At 49.9% G+C, this 19510-nt stretch carries 17 protein-coding genes and 1 pseudogene; 9 read left to right on the forward strand and 9 right to left on the reverse strand.

Annotation, left to right across the window (positions count from 1 at the left end; translation table 11 throughout):
- Positions 1 to 22 precede the first annotated feature (22 nt).
- Positions 23 to 136, forward strand: a pseudogene (locus NIM72_RS01740) (alpha/beta hydrolase); the annotation flags it as partial.
- Positions 137 to 357: 221 nt separating this feature from the next.
- On the opposite strand, the gene NIM72_RS01745 reads toward NIM72_RS01740, so the two are convergent.
- Positions 358 to 564 (reverse strand): hypothetical protein, encoded by a 207-nt coding sequence (locus tag NIM72_RS01745; protein ID WP_222925786.1) that lies wholly within the window; start codon positions 562 to 564, stop codon positions 358 to 360.
- Positions 565 to 1149: 585 nt separating this feature from the next.
- On the opposite strand from NIM72_RS01745, the gene NIM72_RS01750 reads away from it, so the two are divergent.
- From NIM72_RS01750 to fetB, 4 genes are all read left to right on the forward strand, one after another.
- Positions 1150 to 1809 carry a DUF1345 domain-containing protein gene (locus NIM72_RS01750; RefSeq protein ID WP_161736497.1) on the forward strand — a complete coding sequence of 220 codons (660 nt, stop codon included), beginning with the start codon at positions 1150 to 1152 and terminating at the stop codon, positions 1807 to 1809.
- 188 nt (positions 1810 to 1997) lie between these two features.
- On the forward strand, positions 1998 to 2486 hold the full coding sequence (locus NIM72_RS01755) for a hypothetical protein (RefSeq protein WP_222925787.1): 489 nt from the start codon (positions 1998 to 2000) through the stop codon (positions 2484 to 2486).
- A 261-nt stretch (positions 2487 to 2747) separates the two neighbouring features.
- Positions 2748 to 3416: an iron ABC transporter ATP-binding protein FetA gene (fetA, locus tag NIM72_RS01760; protein WP_161736939.1), complete on the forward strand. Its 669-nt coding sequence runs from the start codon at positions 2748 to 2750 to the stop codon at positions 3414 to 3416.
- A complete protein-coding gene (fetB, locus tag NIM72_RS01765) occupies positions 3403 to 4182 on the forward strand; it encodes an iron export ABC transporter permease subunit FetB (RefSeq protein WP_161736938.1) in 780 nt (259 codons plus the stop codon). Before fetA ends, fetB begins: the two co-directional genes overlap by 14 nt.
- Positions 4183 to 4572: 390 nt before the next feature.
- Here fetB and NIM72_RS01770 read toward each other — a convergent pair whose 3' ends face one another.
- Complete coding sequence (locus tag NIM72_RS01770; RefSeq protein WP_253418108.1) at positions 4573 to 5085, reverse strand: hypothetical protein; 513 nt, start codon at positions 5083 to 5085, stop codon at positions 4573 to 4575.
- 212 nt (positions 5086 to 5297) lie between these two features.
- On the opposite strand from NIM72_RS01770, the gene NIM72_RS01775 reads away from it, so the two are divergent.
- Both NIM72_RS01775 and NIM72_RS01780 read left to right on the forward strand, forming a co-directional pair.
- Positions 5298 to 5609 carry an antibiotic biosynthesis monooxygenase gene (locus NIM72_RS01775; protein WP_253418110.1) on the forward strand — a complete coding sequence of 104 codons (312 nt, stop codon included), beginning with the start codon at positions 5298 to 5300 and terminating at the stop codon, positions 5607 to 5609.
- A gap of 205 nt (positions 5610 to 5814) precedes the next feature.
- The gene (locus NIM72_RS01780) at positions 5815 to 6111 is read left to right on the forward strand and encodes a hypothetical protein (protein ID WP_371876258.1); all 297 of its coding nucleotides are present in this window, start codon (positions 5815 to 5817) and stop codon (positions 6109 to 6111) included.
- Between the two features lie 291 nt (positions 6112 to 6402).
- On the opposite strand, the gene NIM72_RS01785 is transcribed toward NIM72_RS01780, so the two are convergent.
- The 6 genes from NIM72_RS01785 to NIM72_RS01810 form a co-directional block, all read right to left on the reverse strand.
- Positions 6403 to 6627 carry a hypothetical protein gene (locus NIM72_RS01785; RefSeq protein WP_161736935.1) on the reverse strand — a complete coding sequence of 75 codons (225 nt, stop codon included), beginning with the start codon at positions 6625 to 6627 and terminating at the stop codon, positions 6403 to 6405.
- Positions 6628 to 6851: 224 nt separating this feature from the next.
- Positions 6852 to 7949 carry an ATP-binding protein gene (locus NIM72_RS01790; protein WP_161736934.1) on the reverse strand — a complete coding sequence of 366 codons (1098 nt, stop codon included), beginning with the start codon at positions 7947 to 7949 and terminating at the stop codon, positions 6852 to 6854.
- Positions 7946 to 8641: a response regulator gene (locus NIM72_RS01795; protein ID WP_253418112.1), complete on the reverse strand. Its 696-nt coding sequence runs from the start codon at positions 8639 to 8641 to the stop codon at positions 7946 to 7948. The genes NIM72_RS01790 and NIM72_RS01795 overlap by 4 nt, the downstream gene beginning before the upstream one ends.
- 171 nt (positions 8642 to 8812) lie before the next feature.
- Complete coding sequence (locus tag NIM72_RS01800) at positions 8813 to 11908, reverse strand: multidrug efflux RND transporter permease subunit (protein ID WP_253418114.1); 3096 nt, start codon at positions 11906 to 11908, stop codon at positions 8813 to 8815.
- Between the two features lies 1 nt (position 11909).
- A complete protein-coding gene (locus NIM72_RS01805; protein ID WP_253418116.1) occupies positions 11910 to 13070 on the reverse strand; it encodes an efflux RND transporter periplasmic adaptor subunit in 1161 nt (386 codons plus the stop codon).
- Between the two features lie 170 nt (positions 13071 to 13240).
- Entirely contained in the window at positions 13241 to 14131 is an 891-nt protein-coding gene (locus NIM72_RS01810; protein WP_253418118.1) for an antimicrobial resistance protein Mig-14, read from the reverse strand.
- 591 nt (positions 14132 to 14722) lie between these two features.
- Between NIM72_RS01810 and NIM72_RS01815 the strand changes: the two genes are divergently transcribed.
- Positions 14723 to 15832, forward strand: coding sequence for an SDR family oxidoreductase (locus tag NIM72_RS01815; RefSeq protein ID WP_253418120.1), 1110 nt, complete (start codon positions 14723 to 14725; stop codon positions 15830 to 15832).
- A 72-nt stretch (positions 15833 to 15904) separates the two neighbouring features.
- On the opposite strand, the gene NIM72_RS01820 is transcribed toward NIM72_RS01815, so the two are convergent.
- Positions 15905 to 18079 (reverse strand): TonB-dependent siderophore receptor, encoded by a 2175-nt coding sequence (locus tag NIM72_RS01820; protein ID WP_202605063.1) that lies wholly within the window; start codon positions 18077 to 18079, stop codon positions 15905 to 15907.
- Positions 18080 to 18355: 276 nt separating this feature from the next.
- On the opposite strand from NIM72_RS01820, the gene NIM72_RS01825 reads away from it, so the two are divergent.
- Complete coding sequence (locus NIM72_RS01825; RefSeq protein WP_253418128.1) at positions 18356 to 19495, forward strand: site-specific integrase; 1140 nt, start codon at positions 18356 to 18358, stop codon at positions 19493 to 19495.
- The last annotated feature ends 15 nt before the right edge of the window (positions 19496 to 19510 follow it).

Consider the following 19510-nt stretch of genomic DNA (forward strand, 5'->3'; position numbering starts at 1 on the left):
AGTGTTACAGGCGGTGTTACGCAGGCCAAAAGAACTGCTGATCGTGAAGGATGCAACGCATGTCGATTTATACGATCGTATGGGTAAAATTCCATTTGCGAAGATGACCGACTTCTTCAATCAATACCTGAGTTAGTAATCAGTGAGGCATGCAGTGTCTGCATGCCTTCACCACCGGGAATTAGCATCAACACCGGTCTCTTTTCTGCCCTCTGAAAAGGTCCTGCCGACAGTTACGGCAAAAACATGCAGCCTGACATGACAACGATGACCTTACGGATAACGGGCAAGGCACCCTGTCGGGTTAAGGACAGAGATGTGATCAGTGCTAATTTGAGCATGTCTCACTCAGGAATATCAGCTAATACGCTGACTCTGCTCACGGCGATACTTATGATAATCCTCGTCGCATTCAGCTGAGCAAAAAGCCGTTTCGGCCACGACAGCTTCATCTTTGCACCAGACGCATAAACCGTTGGGACTTATAAGTTTGGTCTTACGGGCTGCCAGAGAAGCGGCGAGATGCGCTTCTTCGCGCTCCTGGGCCAGATCAACATCATCCATAAAATTTCAGAGCCTCATCAACTTTCAAGGATTAAAACACAAACCGTTATGTACAGAGAACGCGTTTGTGTAAACGAATACGTAATTATACAGCAAATCAGACTCATACTTAATCACAGCGCTATATTTCCAACATCTTACACTGACTTTCAGAATTATCAGGAAACAGTACGCCTGAGCCCGCCATTTCTTACTTACTTCCATTAGAGGAAAATATTAATAGCTTCTGCTGAGCCAGCTGGCTTCACAGAAATAATGTTTCAGAGATGACTGTTAAAGCATTCAGTATTTTATTTGCGAGTTGACTCACTGATTCCGGATTATTAATTGTTGTGTAACTATGCAAATAGCCTGAAAGAGTCGCTTAAAAAGCGCGTCAGAGACAACGTTATAATTTATTGATCTCAGCATCAGGTGACGACTGTCTGCATAACACTTTGCGCTGACCTGTTTGACACTTTTCATGATTCAGCATTGAACCCACACCGGTACATTAAAAGTGTAAGAATTAATGCTTAGTGCAGGATTTTCACCTGATTTTAACTACAGTTGTTATCACTCCGATTAAACCACCATGGTTTTACGATGCCGACATCTTTAACCTCCACGCTTTATGCTCGTTTGAGACTGCTGATCTCCATCACTGCCGGACTGATCTGTTATTTTCTGCTCTCTGATCATCCCGGGCAGATGCAGCGGTTACTGATTAGCTGGAATGTCTGGGCCTGGCTCTATCTTGGTATTCTCTGGTTTCGCATGCTGCGTACCGATGCAACGGGCATCAGGCGCATTGCTCAACAGCAGGATCAGAGTGCTGCACTGGTGCTGGGCATTGTGATCGTGGCCTGTATCGTCAGCATTGTGGCCATACTGAGTGAACTCCCCACGCTTAAAGGTCTCACCGGCACGCCGAGACTGCTGCATTTATTGCTGACGGCACTGACGCTGATTGCATCCTGGGCCATGTTACCCAGCGCCTTTGCGATGCATTATGCCCATCAGCACTATCTTTACCGGGATAACAGCGTGAGTCCGCTGAGATTTCCGGATAAAACAAAAAATCCTGGCTACTGGGATTTTCTCTATTTTTCATTCACCATTGCGGTTGCCTCGCAAACGGCGGACGTCGCCACCGGAACAACAGAGATGCGTAAGCTGACGTTATTGCAGTCTGTTATCTCATTTATTTTTAACCTGGCTATTTTGGGTTTATCGGTCAATGTCGGTGCCAGTTTGCTTAATTAGGCTGTTGTCATCAATCGACAGCCGGGCAACGTTTATCCGACGTGAGCTTCTGAAATAATCTGGTCACCTGTCGTGATTATAACAATGTGTAATAAGGTGTTAGCTGCCTCTTCACCAGACACCCGCTGCCGTGTAAGTTCGTGGGTGATTTACGCTATTGGCCCCCAAATCCGATAAGGAGGAATAGAGTGAAAGCCACCGCCATGATCACTACAAGCCTGTTAATGCTGATGAGCAGTGCTCACGCTAAAGGTCTGACGACATCAGCAGAAGGTAACAAGCTTTCCGTCAGCTTTGGTCAGCCCACCATCAAACAGGTTCTGCACTATCGAAAAATGTATGACAAAAAACCATTTCCGGATGCGGAGATTTATTACTACGATAACGGCACCTATAAGATCATTTCTCAGGGTGAAAACCATTACGGCGTTTATGTCATGCAGGGCAGGTTTGAGGATGAAACCTTCACCGTACGCTTTATCTCACTGCCTTCATCCGACTGGGGCAATAAAACGGCCTTTCACCAGTTAACCTTTATCAGAAATGAAAAGCAGAACGTTTTTATTCAGAACGCGATTGTGGATACCGGCGAGGCTATCGCGCAGCAGAACGGCACCTATACGCAGGAAAAAAACAGCGTAACCAATCCGGTTTCAACAAGCTGGGAAAAAAAATAAGTCTCGCCTGGCATGTCTGTCACGCTTCCAGTTTTGACCGGCTGCAACATGGCCGGTCACAATTGTTCATCAAAAGATGAGCAGCCGCAGCGTAATGCCCTATGCTTTTCCTCTCAGTAGATGCCCCTGATGCGCTATTCCGGTTGTGTTTAAGGGCAGGGAAGTACACTACCGGTAATCAGTCTGTGAGTCATAACGCCCGCTTTTTACGGATACTAAACTCCAGTCATTCTGAATTTTGTCAGGCCCCGAGGCGTAAATATGGACAGAGCTTTGCCCCTGCTGGCTGTGCAGGATGTGACTTTTTCGGTTGGGGACCGCCAGTTACTGCGACCGGTATCTTTACAGTTAAATCAGGGCGATTATGTGTTACTGACCGGTCCATCCGGCAGCGGAAAAAGCACGCTTCTGAAAATCCTTGCTTCACTTATTACCCCAACGACAGGTCAAATCCTTTTCAGGAACAGTGACATCACCACGCTAAAAGCCGAGACCTATCGTCAGCAGGTTTCGTACTGTTTTCAGACGCCACAACTGTTCGGCCAGACAGTTTATGACAATCTTGCGCTGCCCTGGGAGATTCGCCGTCAGAATCCACAGCGGGACAAGCTCGTTGCTGCGCTGGAAAGCGTTAAACTTTCGCCTGACATGCTGGAAAAATCGGTTGAACAACTTTCAGGCGGAGAAAAGCAGCGTGTCGGACTGCTCCGCAATCTGCAGTTTATGCCTGACGTACTGTTACTGGATGAAGTGACCAGCGCCCTTGATGAGGAGAACAGGCTGGCTGTACTTTCACTGATTAACCGGATCGTAGCTGAAGAAAAGGTGGCCGTGGTACGGATCAGTCATGATGTCAGCGATATTCAGCAGGCCGGGCACGTGCTGCGCCTTGAACCGTCAGAGAAGGAAAACGAGCGTGAATCAGCATAATATCAGTGACACTTCGCTGTTGCTGTCACTGACGCTGGTCGTCATCGCGCTGTTGATCAGCCAGAAAGAAAAACTTGGCATGGGCAAAGATATTGTCTGGAGTGTTTGTCGGGCGATTGTTCAGCTGGTCATCGTCGGCTTTGTGCTGAAGTCGATTTTTGATGTCAATAACCGCTGGCTGACAGTATTGATGGTGCTGTTTATCTGCGTGAATGCCGCGATTAACGCCCGCAAACGCAGTCAGAATATTGATAACGCGTTTGCGATAGCGCTTGTTTCAATCTTCAGCGGCACCGTCATAACACTGACGATTCTGGTACTGAGCGGCGCGATAGCGTTTGTGCCGATGCAGGTCATTCCCATTACAGGCATGATCGCCGGGAATGCCATGGTTGCAGTGGGGCTCTGTTTCAGCAACCTGAATCAGCGCTTCAGTGACAACCACCAGAAAATTATGGAGATGTTGAGCCTGGGTGCATCGGTGAAGCTCGCCTCAGGCCGGATTATTGCTGACAGCATTCGCACAGCGATGATCCCGACAGTGGATGCAGCCAAAACCGTCGGACTGGTCAGCCTGCCCGGCATGATGTCCGGACTGATTTTCGCCGGAATCGATCCGCTCAAGGCGATTAAGTATCAGATTATGGTGACGTTCATGCTGATAGGCACCGCCAGCCTGTCAACCATCATCGCCGTCTGGTTATCCTATCGACGTTTCTATAATGCCAGGGCGCAGCTGAAGATATCGGGTACAAAGCAGAATTAATCGTGCTGATGGCTGTGGTAAATATTGCAGTCATTGAATACATCATTTTTTAAAATCAGAATTAAACATTTAAGCGTGCGGATGTGATCAGGACTATGGGAGATATTGGTTGCCTCCGTTTACCCGATTAAGATTGCTTTTATAAAGGACAGGGATTCTCCCGAAATGCTGAACTAATCGCGCTGGGTCAGCCATTGAAATTAGTTACATCATACATAATGCCGTGCTTTCAGGAGCGTTCCAGGCGGCTATATCGCCTGGAAGTAAGTCAGACGTCTGTAAACAGGGTTTAGCAGCCTGCCAAATTTAGTACTGTAGTGAAAATTATCTGGCCCGATTTACCCGCCTGCGGTCGTCTTTTCGGGGCGAGGAATAGAGACGGATTGCGTCTCAATCTTTAAGAACTGAGTTAACAATGGTCATGCCTGCCGCATTACTACGTTTGGTAACACTAAGCATTCCTCCACCAAAATAATTTCCCGCAGGTTCGCACACTTTAATCCGTCTTTGCAGATCTGGATCGTTAACATCTACGCCAGAACAGCTGTTACGACTGCCAGCCGAAAACTCGCTATATGCCGTATAGGTGCTGATGGTACCCGGAAGTAGCCAGATTAGGGTGGTGAGCAGCATGTAACCTAAAAAGATAACCATCAGAACGGCACCTGCGAAAAGTTTGATGTTATTCATCATGCCTTTCACAGGCTCCCCCTTACCCCATTTTTTTATGATCAAAAAAACGGACAGTCCCAGAGGGAGAACGGCGCACCATAGTGCTTTAAGTACGGGTTGTGCCAGAAAGGTAGTGCGGTCGATTTCATTGAGCCACACAAAAAAAGTAAATATGCAGCCCAAAGCACTGGTGATTATCAGCGCCAGACGAGGTGTCGAACAGGAATTCATCTGTAACTCTCTCCATGAGTCAGTTTTAAGCAGTACGAGTCACGAGATTAACGCCGCGACTGGCACATTCTCTGAACCTGCAGGTAGTAAGGTGGGGCATGGATCAGGCGAAATTATTTTGCGGTTAAAGATTATCATGTTGCTCTTACCATAGACAAAGAGCATAAACTTTTTTTATGTTTTATATCGTTCCACAACATGAGGAGAGCGAAATGATTGTCAGAACATGGCACGGATGCGTACCGCTCAGGCATGCGGAGGGCTTTGCGGCTCACCTGCAAAAGACCGGTGTCGAACATTCAGAAGGGACACCAGGAAATCTGGGAGCCTGCGTGCGCAGGGAAACGCAGGGTGAATGGGAGCATTTTTTTCTTGCTACATACTGGGAAAACGTCGAGGCGATTAAAGCCTTTGCAGGCGAAAAGTATCAGATTGCCGTGACATATCCGGATGATGAGCAGTTTGAACTGCTCTCCGATCCCTACGTTTTTCAGCATGAGGTGCAGAAAGTAATGCCTTTATAATTATTTCCCCGCTGCCGCCCGGCGGCGGCTTATGTCTGATTCAGCAAATTTTCTCAGAAGACGTATTGGCCTGGTTCAGTAAAATCAGTCACTTTCCCCCCGGGCGAAGAACATCCCTCCGAGTTGACAATCTTTAGCCTTTTATTCAGAGGATCGCCCGATTTTATTCTGCGTTAACGTAACCTCCTCACTTCTGGAGGAAATCATGAATAACAGAAAAATCGTCTTTTCTCTGTGTATGGGCATGATGATTTTTTGGGTTAGCGCATCTGAAGGTAAAACATTTAAGCAAACCGATGATCAGATTCGCCAGCTCATCATAGAGGATTCAATCGACTCATACCCGGGTGTTTGTGCATGCCCCTTTAACTCCGCACGTAACGGCAGTAGCTGTGGCAGGCGCAGCGCATGGAGCAAGCAGGGCGGATATGCACCGATTTGTTATAAAAAAGAAGTCTCAAAGGAGCGAATTGAAGAGTGGCGTAATAGCCACGACGCTTAGGCCGTCGAGCGAATACATCTCAGGGAAGGAAATAACGTAATAGTCAGCTAAGAACATACCTGAATAGCCGGTTATGGTTTAAGTCTGCTACTGTTATTTTTTAACGAGTCAGTATAAAAAGAATATTGCCGGTCAACGTGGCTCCTTTTACACCTGATAAATCTGAAAGATAATATCCCGCAAACTGTCAAACCTCTTATCTGCTATTTTATAAAAAAATTAGTCTTACGCGATTGCCGGACAACAGCGTGTCCGGCAATCAGCTATTTTACATCAGAACCAAAGCTCAGCTTAATTCTGCGCCGGCTGATTTTTCTCGGCCTCTTTCTGTTTTTTCTTCGCCATATGGTGACCGACTGCGCAACCGGCTGCGGCCCCGGCAACACCATGATGATGAGCAACATGACCTGCCACGCCGCCGACTGCGGCGCCTTTCAGACATCCTTCGGCGTTAGCCTGTAAATTCACAGACAAAAACAGACCGGTAGCCATAACAATAACTGATAATTTTTTCATCTTTTTATATCCTGATAGTCATAGTTGCAGGTTGAACTCCGCTGAGCATAGCCAGGCTTTGAGATGTTACGCTCGCCAGGATACACGAATCACGAAGTTAGTTACCTGTCGTTACGCTTTTAGGGCAATGACCAGGGCAATGACAAATGCAGGTGATGCATTATTAATCATGAAGTCAGGCTGGCATCATTTTCAGATGGGATATAAGCGAGAAATGATGCGCATCAGGACAAGATGACGGGGTTGAGCACAGGTTGACTTGTTTTAGCATCGGGCAGCCAGAAAGAGAATCGCGTACCGTTTAATTTGTTTTTTTCGCAGCAGACTTTTCCACCATGGGCCAGCACGATGGCTTTTACAACCGCCAGACCCAAGCCTGTCCCGCCACTCAGGCGTGAACGGGAATCATCGGTGCGCACAAACGCATCCCATATCGTCCTGGCAAAATCCTGATCGATTCCCGGCCCCTCATCGTCTATGTGCACAGCGACGCCTGCTGCATCCTGCTCACAGGAAATCATGACAACGCCCGGGATGGAATAGCGGCGGGCATTTTCCAGAAAGGCCAGCATCACCTGTCGGAAGCGTAAAGCATCGCATTCAATAATAGCCGGATTCACTTTCAGCACGAGTGAGTGGTGACTGGCTTTGAAATCCTCTTTCACCAGTTCAGCTAACGATTCAATCTCTCTTTTGATATTCACGCGCTCATAGTGAATATGCAGATGTCCCGACTGCGCCAGACTCAGGGTTCTGAGATCCTCAATTAACCGCGTCAGACCATCAGTCTGATGAATCAGATTAACGAAGAGCTTATGATCGGGCGCAAATATGCCGTCCGCTAAGCCTTGAAGTCTCCCACGCAATATCGTCACCGGGGTTCTTAACTCATGAGCGATAGCGGCGTTCCAGGTCCGGCTATCATTTGACAGGGTTTCCAGTGTTTCCGCCATGCGGTTGAAGTCTTTGACCAGCGCATTAATCTCGCCAATTTCTATGGCACCTTGACTGGCTCGCGCGCTTAAATCCCCTTCAGCCACGCGTTTTGCACTGTGAGTCAGCGACTCCAGCGGAACGATCATCTGGCGCGCAAAGCGGGCAGAAAAAAACACCGAGACGGCTATCGTTAACAGCGTCGACACCAGCGTGGTAATCCAGTCGCCGGTTGTCCCCATGTCTAAGTCGAGTGGCAACAGCTGACCTGAAAATAATCCGATAACGGTCGGGTAAAGTGAATAGGTGGCAAAGGAGGTCAGAAAAGAGTAGATCGTGACTTTGACGATGAGCCAGTTCAGTTGCCCGCTAAGACCACGTTGCTTCATTTACTCTCTCCCAGGCGATATCCGAAGCCTCTCACATTCTGCAGCAGTCCTGACGCACCCGCATCATCGAGTTTCTTGCGTAATTTACTGATATGGCTGTCAACAGTTCGCGGTAATGTGTCACCTTCCGGAAAACACGCTTCCAGCAGTTCATCCCGGCTAAATACCCGGCTGGGTTCGCGCACGAACTGGGTGATTAGCCTGAACTCGGTTGTTGTCAGGCGTGAGGCAATATCCACCCCGTCAGGTTTAACAACAACGCTGTGCTGCTGTAGGTTAATGGAAAGCGATCGGGTCGAGTAAATATCTTTCGAGCGTGTGATAACCTGGGTACGTCTTAACACGGCCTGAACTCGTGCCACCACCTCAGCAGGATTAAACGGCTTAACGACGTAATCATCGGCTCCGATGCGTAATGCAGAAAGTTTATCCACATCATCGTCATTAGCCGTGAGCATAATAACCGGGATATTTCCCCGGCGACGCACTTCGGCCAGGACCTGCCAGCCGTCCATAATCGGCATACGGACATCCAGTACGATCAAATCAGGTGAGGATGTTGCACAAAACGCTAATGCTAACGCTCCGTTTTCCGCATGGCTCACCGTGAAACCTGCATTCTGCAGATAGGCGGTTAATATGGCGGCTATTTCGACATCATCTTCGACGATTAAAATCACGCTGCTATTCATCCTTATCCTGTCATCGATCTGAATCGGCCCGGACGGCGGCTCAGCGCTTATTCTGAAGAGCGCCGCCGGGTGCGCTATAAACGCTATTGTGTTACAGCCGTTGCCATCATGATATCAGGTCTGTGAAACAATAATTCAGACGAGATACCCGCTTGAAGCGCAGTTTGCATATCATTTTTCATGAGTGATCAGCTTATTTCGCAGAGTCATCACGATGACAAAAAACAGCGGTATAAAAATAACGGCCAGAATCGTAGCACTGATGATGCCGCCAAAAACCCCGGTGCCGATAGCATGCTGGGTTTCACTGGCGGGTCCGGAGGCAATGATTAACGGGACGACGCCCAATCCGAAAGCCATTGACGTCATGATAATCGGACGCAGACGCATTCTGGCCGCGGTGATTGCTGCTTCCCGCAGGCTCTTGCCCTCCTGGTATAACTGTCTGGCAAATTCAATAATCAGCACGGCGTTCCTGGCCGATAGCCCGATAACAGTAATCAACCCGACCTTGAAGAACACGTCATCAGGCAATCCGCGAATCATCACGGCAGCGACAGCGCCCGCGATCCCCAAAGGAATCACCATCAATACGGAGAGCGGAATGGCCCAGCTCTCATAGAGCGCAGCTAACACCAGGAAGATCACCAGGATGGAGAGCACCATCAGCATAGGTGCCTGTGCAGCAGACTGCTGTTCCTGCAACGACTGGCCGGTCCATTCAACCGCGAAACCCGGCGGCAACTGTTTTGCCAGCGCTTCCATCTCTTTCATAGCATCACCACTGGAAACACCCGGCGCAGCACTGCCTGAGAGCCTCATCGCGGGATAACCCTGATAGCGGACCTGCTGGAGAGGCGCGGATGACCATACCGGTGTAACGAAGGCTTTCATCGCGACCATCCGGTTTTCACTGCTTCGGACATACAAATTGAGGATGTCATCAATCTGCATACGATCTTTCGCCTCAGCCTGAATAATCACCTGCTGCATTCGACCTTTATTGGGGTAATCGTTGACGTAGAGCGAACCCATCGCAGCGGAGAGCGTGTCGCTGATGCTGGTGAACGAGACACCCATGGCATTGGCCTTTTCACGATCGATATTCAGCCGGACAGTCGTTCCCGGCGGCAAGCCGTCAGGATAAACCTGCGTGACTTTGCTGCTTTTAGCGGCAAGCTGCAAAAGCTTAGTCTGTGCAGCTTCCAGCGCTGCATAACCCTGATTCGCGCGATCCTCCAGCCTCAGCGTAAAGCCTGAAGAGTTTCCCAACTCCTCGATAGCCGGGGGCATCATCGTCATGATGGTGCCTTCCGGTGAGTCGCGCATCGCCTGCCCGACAAATTCAACTTCCCCCCGGGTGGTGTTATCACCGCGTTCCTTGCCCTCTTTCAGGACGGTGAAAGCCAGTGCGGTGTTTGCCCCAGCGCCGGAAAAGCCAAAGCCAATGATGGATTGATTAGTTGCGATGGCGGGACGCGAACTCAGGGCATCTTCATATTTTTTCACCACAGCCAGTGTCCGCTGCTGCGTTGCCTCCGCTGGAAGCTGAAACGCCGTCATGAAGTAGCCCTGATCTTCTTCGGGGAGAAAAGCGGAAGATAGCTGACTGAATGCCAGTCCGGTTCCTGCGCACAGTGCAATAAACAACAGCATCATTCGGCCGGAGCGTTTCAGGGTAATGGCTGTCCAGCCGGAATAGCGGCTAGTCAGTCGATCAAAGCCGCGGTTGAACATGCCGAAAAAACCGCGCCGGGCATGATCGGAAGGCATTTTAAGCAGCGTGGCGCAGAGTGCGGGGGTCAGTGTCAGCGCCAGCAATGCGGAAAACAGAATTGCGGTCGCCATTGAGAGGGCAAACTGACGGTAGATAATGCCGACTGAACCGCTGACGAATCCCATGGGGATAAAGACCGCCGTGAGCACCAGCGTAATGCCGGTGATGGCACCCGTTATTTCGCGCATCGCTTTTGAGGTCGCCTCGCGGGGGTTGAGGTTCTCCTCACGCATGATGCGCTCAACGTTTTCAACCACGACAATCGCATCATCAACGATGAGGCCGATGGCGAGCACCAGTCCAAACATCGTGAGAACATTGACGGAGAAGCCAGCGAGCAGCATGACGGATAGCGTGCCCAATAAGGCAATCGGCGCGACAATGGCGGGTATGAAGGTATAGCGGATGTTCTGTAAAAACAGATACATCACCACGAATACCAGCACCATCGCTTCGAGAAGGGTGTGGATCACCTTCCCGATTGAGAGCTTTACGAAGGGTGCGGTATTGAAAGGGAGCGCGTAACGAATATCCTCCGGCATCGACAGACTCAGTTCTTTCATCCGGGTCGACACCGCCTCTGCGGTCTTTACCGCGTTGGCACCGGGCGCCAGCATAATCGCTGCACCCGTTGAGTTCTGACCATTTTCACGCATCAGCATGCTGTAACTCTGAGAACCGGTCTCCACTCTTGCCACGTCAGAGAGCTTGACGCTGGAGCCATCCTGATTCGCGCGCAGCACAATGCGGCCGAACTGCTCAGGCGTGGTTAGCTGACCCTCCACCGTTAAGGGAAGGGTAACCATCTGACCGGGCAACGCGGGCTCGTCACCGACCCGTCCCGGGGCGATTTGGGCATTCTGCTGAGTGATGGCGGCAGAAATGTCGTTCATCGTCAGGTTGAGTGAAAGCAGTCTGGCGGGATCGATCCAGACGCGTAGCGCGCTTTCCGCGCCGAACAGCTGAACCCGTCCTACGCCAGGCAGTCTGCGCAGTTCTTCAACCACATTTCTGGCCATGTAGTCACTTAACGCTTCACTGTCTTTTTTCCCGGCTTTGGAGGTCAGACTGACAATCATCAGGAAGCCGGTGTCAGCCGATTCAACCTGAAGCCCATTCTGCCGCACCGTCTGCGGCAGGCGGGATTCCACCGTCTTGATGCGGTTCTGTACATCAACCTGAGCCAGTTCGGCATCTGTGCCTGGTTTGAATGTGACCGTAATGGTCGCCTGACCCGAGGTGTCCGTGGATGATTCAAAATAGAGCAGATTCTTGACGCTGGAGAGTTCGCGCTCAATCAGGCTGACGACGGTGTCGTTCATCGTCTGCGGCGAAGCGCCTGCCCAGGTCGCGGTGATGGTGACATTCGGTGGTGCAACCGAGGGGTAACGGGCCACCGGCAGTTTGGGGATCGCAATGATCCCGAACAGAATGATGAACAAGGCGACAACCCAGGCGAAAACCGGGCGCCTGATGAAAAACTCAGCCATATTACTCTCCGGCCTTCATGGTCAGATTTGCAGGGGAGGCAGTTGAAATCACTGCCGCGACTTGGGTGCCGTTGCTGAGCTTATCCATGCCCTGGACAACAACACGGCTGCCGGCAGGTAATCCTTCGGCAATGCGATAGGCGCCATGGATTAATTCCCCGACGTGCACGTTGACCTGACGGGCCTGTTGCCTGTCGTCAACTACCCAAAGCGCAGCGTGACCCTCCTGAAGTGATACAGCCTGCTGGGGAACCAGCAGCGCATCGTCATAGTGCTGACGCAGGATCTCAACCCGAACAAACATGCCGGGCAGGAGTTCGCGGTCAGGATTACTCACTTCAATGCGCACCATAACGTCACCCGTTGCGGGATCGACGCTCATGCCGGAGAACAGGATCCTGCCTGGCTGGTGATAGACAGCGCCACCGGGTAACAAAATCTTTACCGGCACGCCTGTAGCGGCATTCTGCTGACTCACTGCCTGCTGGCGCAGCTGGTGGTAAACGTCAGCGGGCTGGTGGACGTCCACATAAATAGGGTCTGTCTGGTAGATGCGAGCCAGCGGGGTGCTATCACTGGCTGTCACATACGCCCCTTCGGAAATCAGAGCCTGATCAATACGTCCGGATATCGGTGCTTCAACGGTGGCAAAACTCAGATCAAGCGCTTTGCGCCTGAGCGCAGCGCTGGCCTGCGCGACATCTGCCGCCGTCTGGCGGGTATTCGCAATGGCTTCATCAAAGCTCTGACGGCTCACTGCGCCCGTTTTCATTAGTGGTCGCAGACGCGCAGCCTGCTGCTGGGCTTTGTCATTGCCGGCTTTGGCACGCAGTAAACCGGCCTGAGCACTGGCAACTTCCGCTTCAAAAGGCGCCGCGTTAATCTGGAAGAGTGGCATGCCTTTTTTAATGTCTGCGCCCTGTTCAAACAGCCGGCGCTGAATAATACCGCTGACCTGCGGCCGTATTTCTGCAGTGTGCAGCGCATTAACGCGACCTGGAAGCGTCTCGCTGACCGATAAAACCTGTGGCTGGATCACCTCAATGGCAACCTGAGGAGCAGGGGCTTCAGTTTCCATAATCGCTTTTTCATCGCAGCCCGTCAGCGCGGCAATCAGGGCAACCAAAAGTAAAGGCAGCGAAAAAAGTTTGCGGGATAACATGGATTTCTCGTCTCTAAAAGTGATAACCCATGTTATCGGACACGCGTTTATTCTCAGTTGAGGGTGTGTTGAGATTGTGTGTAGACGCTAAATTATTTAACGTTTAAAAGATGATTGCATTGCCGGGATGAAATTCAGTTTGCAATGCAATCACCTAAAAGGATCTCGCTTCAGAATAGCGTACGGCCTGAGGGCATAATATCGCACCACTGTTTTTTATAATGCCAGCCTGGGTTGTAAGCCCCCAGAGAAAAAATAAATTTCTTATCCGATGACGCCGCTAACGCTCTGGCGTGCTGAATGTTTTCCCAGAGTAAGACAGAACCCACCCCCATCGATTTAAACTGCGGGTCAATTCCGCCATTAACGTCCTCGAAATAAAACCATGATGGGCATTCAACTTTATAATTGAGGTCAAAAGCGCAGGGTGAGTCATTGATGAATAAGACTTTGCCGAAAATCATATCTCTGAACGTAGTGAACGTCTCAGTCAGGATGCTGGTGTCAGTACACTTAAGGGTGTTTTGCCACCGCAAATCGAACAGGTGCTGATAAATAGCCGACAATTCAGCAGGGGAAAAAGAGGAGACATCTTCGACTGTTCCACCCGCTTTTCTGAATCGCCGTACCTCTCCGGTACGCTTCTTAGCGGTTTTCATGGAAAAGTCGGACTTGATGTGAGCTATTTTTTTCTTAAACAGGTTGTGACGGATGCTGTTAAAAATTACGCCCTGAGAATGGGGCGATAACCGTTTGGTTTTAAAAGGGAGGATAATTTTCTCACCCGATTTAATCGGGAGGATTAAATCATCAAAAACAAAGGGAAGCTTTGATTTTTTATATTCCAGAGAGCCATTAATTGAAAATACCCCAGCAATGGGTTGTCCATGTCGCCTTTTTATATAGTACTGAATACAGACGCCTTCACGCTCAGAAAGATAGGCGAGAACACGGGGATGGGTGCATACGCTTCCCCCAAATGCAGTGTAAAGCTGAGCATAAGCAGAAAGGGTGCACTCTTCCCAGCCGGTATTTTTAAGTTTTAAGTGTGTTGTAAACATGCCTGTCACCTGAAGTGCAATGCGAGAATGCGCCGGAGAGTCTGCCCGGAAATATTTTATAACGGCCAAGGGTGTAATTGATGAACATTAAACAAGGGATAAACAAGTGCAGGGATTTATATGATAAACCGTTTTTGTTTAGCTTCTACACATGTTCTACACACAGTCTGAACTGACTCTCCATAAATAACCCACCAACAAACTTCATTCTTTAAATTTATAATAAGTTCAGGAAAAAAATTTTAAATAAATCTTGATCCCAAATGGCAAAAATTGTTCAAATCAGATCGTGAGTTCAACAGAGGGTGTAAATATTTAAAGGTGGCACTCTGATCATGGAATATAAACAGAATCTAAATGAACAAGTTTAATGAAATATCTTCAGTCTTGTTGAGCCTGACGATAGTTATTACCTTTATACTGGTCTGGTTCTCAGGCTGAGAAGTGTTTAAGTCGTCAGTTTAGGATTTGGCGTCAAACCTTAATTTATCTTTAAGACCACCATAAATATGGTAACCACAATAATTTTTCCTGTTCGGGAAGCGTTCTGTTAATGCTTTCCTTTGATCAACCAGATTAAATGGCACTATCATGAAAAAAATCCTTATTACCGGTTCTACAGGTTTTTTAGGCGGGGCTGTCGTCGCAAATTTATTACAGAACAGCGTTAAGGATCGACTGCTGCTGCTGGTCAGAGGCGAGACCGTTGATGAAGGGTTGAAGAGGCTTACAGCCAACCTGAAGAATTTTGGCTTAAAGGAGTCAGTAATCAATTCGATAGCACCTGAAAATATTATCCTGGGTGACCTGGCATTTACGGATAATTTTATTCATGACTCACGACTTAATGACGTTACCCATGTCATTAACTGCGCCGCCGTCGCCTCATTTGGTAATAATCCTGCCATCTGGAAAGTGAACGTTGAAGGCACGTTCCGGTTTGCCGAACGAATGAGCCGGGTTGAAGGCTTGAAAAAATTTATCCACGTTGGAACCGCTATGTCCTGTGCGCCGGAACCTGGCTCACTGGTGACTGAGGGCGGACTCAACTCCAGTCGGGATCAGCATATCGTTGAATACACATGGAGTAAGGCTTCGATTGAAAAGCTGATGACAGAGAAATTGCCAGGCCTGCCACTGGTGATTGCCCGTCCGTCGATTGTGGTGGGTCATTCCGATCAGGGATGCCTGCCTTCAGCCAGCATTTTCTGGGTATTCAAAATGGCACTGGCGTTGGGTAAATTCACCTGCGACCTTGACGATCGTATTGATGTGGTTCCGGTTGATTACTGCGCGGATGCACTGGTTCTGCTGCTCGACGCAGATAACGTCATTAATGAAGTCATTCACATTTCTGCCGGAACACACAGCAGTGTTACGTTTGCAGAAATTGATGAGGCGATGGCCAGAGCGTCAGGAAACAAGGCGCTGGGTGTGGATTATCAGAAGGTGTCCTATAAACAGCTGTCAGATAGCAGAAGAATGTTTAAGGATCTGTTTGGCCCCTGCAATGAACGCATCATGCTGCGCGCGATGAACCTGTATGGGCACTTCTCAAACCTGAATGTGGTGTTTGATAACACCAAACTGCTGCAGCTTGGCATGAATAAGCCTTCCAGATTCACCGAGTATCTGGATCGCTGTGTGCTGACAACACGTGATTCAACAATTGCCGAATTGATGCAGGTCGATTTTAAGTAGTTGGGAACGAAGTAAGGGAAGAGGGTTGTTTTTCCTGAAAAAAGCGCTTCCGGCTGGAGGCGCTTCGGTTAATTAAAACGTCATGGTCAGACCCGCATAATAAGCACGGCCTGGTTCGTTATAGGTCGATGCCCCATCTGCTTCCCGGTAGAGTTGCTTATCCAGCAGGTTATTGATGCCGGCGTTGGCCCGCAGATTTTTGGTAATGTCATAATTGAAATTAACCCCGAATACCGAGTAAGCCCCGACTTCCCGAGTCGACATTGAGCCATTTTCTGTGCGGGATTCCGCATACTGCCTTGGTTTCTGGCGGCCATACATTGTCCAGTTCAGGTTGGTAGAGAAATCCTGCGTCACCTGCCAGTCCAGCATGGCGTTGATGGTGTATTCCGGAATAATCGACAGCGGATTGCCGGTCTTTTTATCCTTTGACTGGATCATGTAAGTGGCATTAGTCCGCCACTCAAGTTCGTCACGGACCAGCGGTATCGTAACATTACCTTCCAGACCTTCAACCACCGCTTTGCCGCCGTTGCTCCACTTCAGAATGTTGTTGCCATTAGAGGCGTAACCCAGCACATCGGTCCCGGCGACGATCTTGTTCTTATAATCATTGCGGAACCAGGTAAGACCCGCCACATATCCACTCTGACTGAACTCAATACCCAGCTCTTTATTGACGCTGACTTCAGGATCAAGATTTTGATTGCCCAGCAGATAGCAACTGCCACGTGTAATGTTGACCGGACAACCATTACCTCGTGTAGCCAGTAAATAGCCTTCGCTGGACTGATAGAGGTTAGGGGCTTTAAATGCACGGGCGATACCGGCTTTCAGGGTAAAACTTTCTCCCAGCGCCTGAGAAATATTCAGCGACGGACTCCAGTTAGCCCCAAAGGTATCGTGATAATCAAAGCGCAGACCCGGGATCACCTCAGTACTGTCGGTCGCGGCGATATTATCTTCGAAATAGAGCGAACTCAGCGTCGCACTGTTTTTACTGTTGCGGCTGCCCGCATCACCACTGATACCGTCAATCGAAACGCCTGGCGCACTGGTGCCATTCATGGAGTTGGGATCGTTCAGCTCATCACGGTTCCACTCGGCGCCCAGCGTAACGGTCTGTTCACGCAGCAGTTCCAGCGGGAAGCTGACTTCACCTCCTGCCCGGTAACTTTCAAAGCGGCTGGTCGAAAACGTACTGCTGTTGATTCGGCCTTCGCCCGCGCCCGCGGTGCCTTCGTTCAGACGGGTGTTATTGGTCTTCTCATAGTTAAAAGTCAGTTTTGACTGTCCCCAGTCCCAGATGCCATTGTGCGAGAGGCCCCAGGTCTGACGGTAAAGACGATTAGTTTCCGAGCCGTCGAGAGATTCGATAAGCTTATTACCGGCTCCGTTACTGTACTGGGTATCCCCGGCGTAAATATTGCCCTGACGACTGTAGCCATAGCTGAAATCCAGCACCTGCAATGGCGTAATCTTCCAGGACAACACGCTATTGATGTCTTTATTGCGAACGCCTTCACGACCGGCCGCGCCGGAGCCGTTATGCGACTGATTGATATCGAAAGCATCGCTGTCGGTTTTATTGATGTTGCCATAAAGCCGCATAGTCAGTGCATCACCCGCCAGCGGGCCACTCAGGTTAAAGTTGGCGCGTCGGGTTGCCCCTTCTTTATCATCTTCCGGCTGGTTGGTGTAGAGCGACAGCGATCCGCTCCAGTCATTTGTCGGACGTTTGGTAATGATGTTAACCACACCCCCAGCAGCGCCTGAACCGTAACGGGCTGCCGCTGGTCCACGAATAACTTCAATCCGTTCAACCATTTCCGGCGGTACCCAGTTGGAGTCGCCACGGGAATCACGCTCGCCGCGCCAGCTGTAACGCACCGAATTGCGAGAGGTTGTTGGCACACCGTCGATCAGAATCAACGTGTTTTCCGGTCCCATACCGCGAATATCGATTTGACGATTGTTACCGCGCACACCATTGGCGCTGTTACCGGTAAGATTGACGCCCGGCATTTTACGGATGATGTCGGAGAGGTCGTTGACCGGCGGATTCTTTTCAATGTCCTGTGAGGTAATCACTGAAACACCGGGCTGCTGTTTTAATTCCTGCTCCGCGGTGACCAGCATTGTTTCATCATCAGCCAGCCTTTCTGTCTCCTCCTGAGTAGCGCCGTTAGCAGAAGTACTTAACAAACCTGCCAGCAGCAGAGCGGCAGGGCGCTTATGGACACGCATGGTTACATTCACTTAGAAAATCTCCCTGAATTATTAAGGTCTGTAAACAAATGCGTATGATAATGATAATAGTTATCATTGTATATCTCGTTAAGGCATTTTTTACATCCCCTGACAGTGGGCTTTTTATTCATCAGTCTGATCACGCAGATGAGCAAAACAGCGCATAAAAATGCTTCTTTGTCATGACCCGAAAAGTTTCTCAGAATGGCTCAGAATACGTCATTGTGACTCCAGACTTATTAGGTCTGGAGTCATAACTTAACGATGGGTAGAATGGCGGCTTTTAAACGGGCAACAGGTAATAATGTGATAACAGATTCGACAATAACCACAGCGCGTTCAGCACATGTTGGCCGTCATGTCCTTATCTGGCTGGAGCAGGTTAAAGCGGCTTCGCTGAGCGAACTGGATAATTTTGGCGATGAAGGCACGGTAGAGCAGGTGATGAAGGTCTGGGTAAAACTGTCACTGTTGATCAGCCGGCGGCGTCCTGAGATCGCCATTTCGTCTCTGCTGAAACATGTTCTGCCCAACATCGGATCGCAGCCGCTCAAAACGCTGAACCGTTTGCGCCTTAACCGGCTTTACAACATCCTGATTGCCGACGGTAAAAAGGAGGAGGCGCGTCGGGTGTTCGCGCTGACCAAACAATTTCTCGCCTGGGCCGAGATGCAGGGCTATCTCGATCATTCGCCTATTGCCTCGATGAAAAAACGGGATGTCGCAGGCCGCGCTACGCCACCGCGCAATCGGCAACTCACCGATGCGGAAATCTGGGTTTTCTGGCACGGTCTGGATAACTGGGCATTATCGGAACAGGCACGCTGGGCGCTGCGCTTATGTCTGGTCAGCGCCCGACGGCCGGATGAGATTGTGCAGGCGCAGAAAGGGGAATTCGATCTGCAGTTAGGATTGTGGATGCAGGGCACCCGTAATAAATCACAGCGCGAGCATGTGTTGCCGATTTCACCGCTGATGCGGCTGTGCATCGAAGCGTTACTTAATGCTGCCGATCCGGATTCGCCCTGGCTGGTGCCCGCACCACGCGATCCCCAACAGCCGCTGTCAAAAGGTGCGCTGAATCAGGCGCTGCGCCGGATGATCCGCGCTCCGCGTGGGCTGGGACTGGAGCCGTTTACCCCACGCGATCTGCGCCGAACCGCCCGATCAAAACTTTCAGCCCTCGACACGCCTAATGATGTCGCCCGCAAAATCATGAACCATGCGCTGGAGGGGATTGATCGGGTCTATGACACCCATGACTATCTGAGCCAGATGCGTAGCGCAATGAATACCTTTTCAGATGCGGTTAAGCAGATTATTGAATGCGAAAGTTATCATCTGCTGCGACATCGCTATGATGGCGAGACCCTCACTTTGAGCAATCTCTCCATCATGTCGATGTCACGCTAAGGCTGCGGTTTTCAC

It is taken from the genome of Pantoea sp. B550 (assembly GCF_024158165.1).
Classification (GTDB): domain Bacteria; phylum Pseudomonadota; class Gammaproteobacteria; order Enterobacterales; family Enterobacteriaceae; genus Pantoea; species Pantoea alfalfae.

What these genes read in the sequence shown, in the direction of transcription:
- NIM72_RS01745 (WP_222925786.1), bottom strand. Translation starts at nt 564, where the DNA reads ATGGATGATGTTGATCTGGCCCAGGAGCGCGAAGAAGCGCATCTCGCC.
- NIM72_RS01750 (WP_161736497.1), top strand. Translation starts at nt 1,150, where the DNA reads ATGCCGACATCTTTAACCTCCACGCTTTATGCTCGTTTGAGACTGCTG.
- fetA (WP_161736939.1), top strand. Translation starts at nt 2,748, where the DNA reads ATGGACAGAGCTTTGCCCCTGCTGGCTGTGCAGGATGTGACTTTTTCG.
- NIM72_RS01770 (WP_253418108.1), bottom strand. Translation starts at nt 5,085, where the DNA reads ATGAATTCCTGTTCGACACCTCGTCTGGCGCTGATAATCACCAGTGCT.
- NIM72_RS01775 (WP_253418110.1), top strand. Translation starts at nt 5,298, where the DNA reads ATGATTGTCAGAACATGGCACGGATGCGTACCGCTCAGGCATGCGGAG.
- NIM72_RS01780 (WP_371876258.1), top strand. Translation starts at nt 5,815, where the DNA reads ATGAATAACAGAAAAATCGTCTTTTCTCTGTGTATGGGCATGATGATT.
- NIM72_RS01785 (WP_161736935.1), bottom strand. Translation starts at nt 6,627, where the DNA reads ATGAAAAAATTATCAGTTATTGTTATGGCTACCGGTCTGTTTTTGTCT.
- NIM72_RS01790 (WP_161736934.1), bottom strand. Translation starts at nt 7,949, where the DNA reads ATGAAGCAACGTGGTCTTAGCGGGCAACTGAACTGGCTCATCGTCAAA.
- NIM72_RS01795 (WP_253418112.1), bottom strand. Translation starts at nt 8,641, where the DNA reads ATGAATAGCAGCGTGATTTTAATCGTCGAAGATGATGTCGAAATAGCC.
- NIM72_RS01800 (WP_253418114.1), bottom strand. Translation starts at nt 11,908, where the DNA reads ATGGCTGAGTTTTTCATCAGGCGCCCGGTTTTCGCCTGGGTTGTCGCC.
- NIM72_RS01805 (WP_253418116.1), bottom strand. Translation starts at nt 13,070, where the DNA reads ATGTTATCCCGCAAACTTTTTTCGCTGCCTTTACTTTTGGTTGCCCTG.
- NIM72_RS01810 (WP_253418118.1), bottom strand. Translation starts at nt 14,131, where the DNA reads ATGTTTACAACACACTTAAAACTTAAAAATACCGGCTGGGAAGAGTGC.
- NIM72_RS01815 (WP_253418120.1), top strand. Translation starts at nt 14,723, where the DNA reads ATGAAAAAAATCCTTATTACCGGTTCTACAGGTTTTTTAGGCGGGGCT.
- NIM72_RS01820 (WP_202605063.1), bottom strand. Translation starts at nt 18,079, where the DNA reads ATGCGTGTCCATAAGCGCCCTGCCGCTCTGCTGCTGGCAGGTTTGTTA.
- NIM72_RS01825 (WP_253418128.1), top strand. Translation starts at nt 18,356, where the DNA reads ATGGCGGCTTTTAAACGGGCAACAGGTAATAATGTGATAACAGATTCG.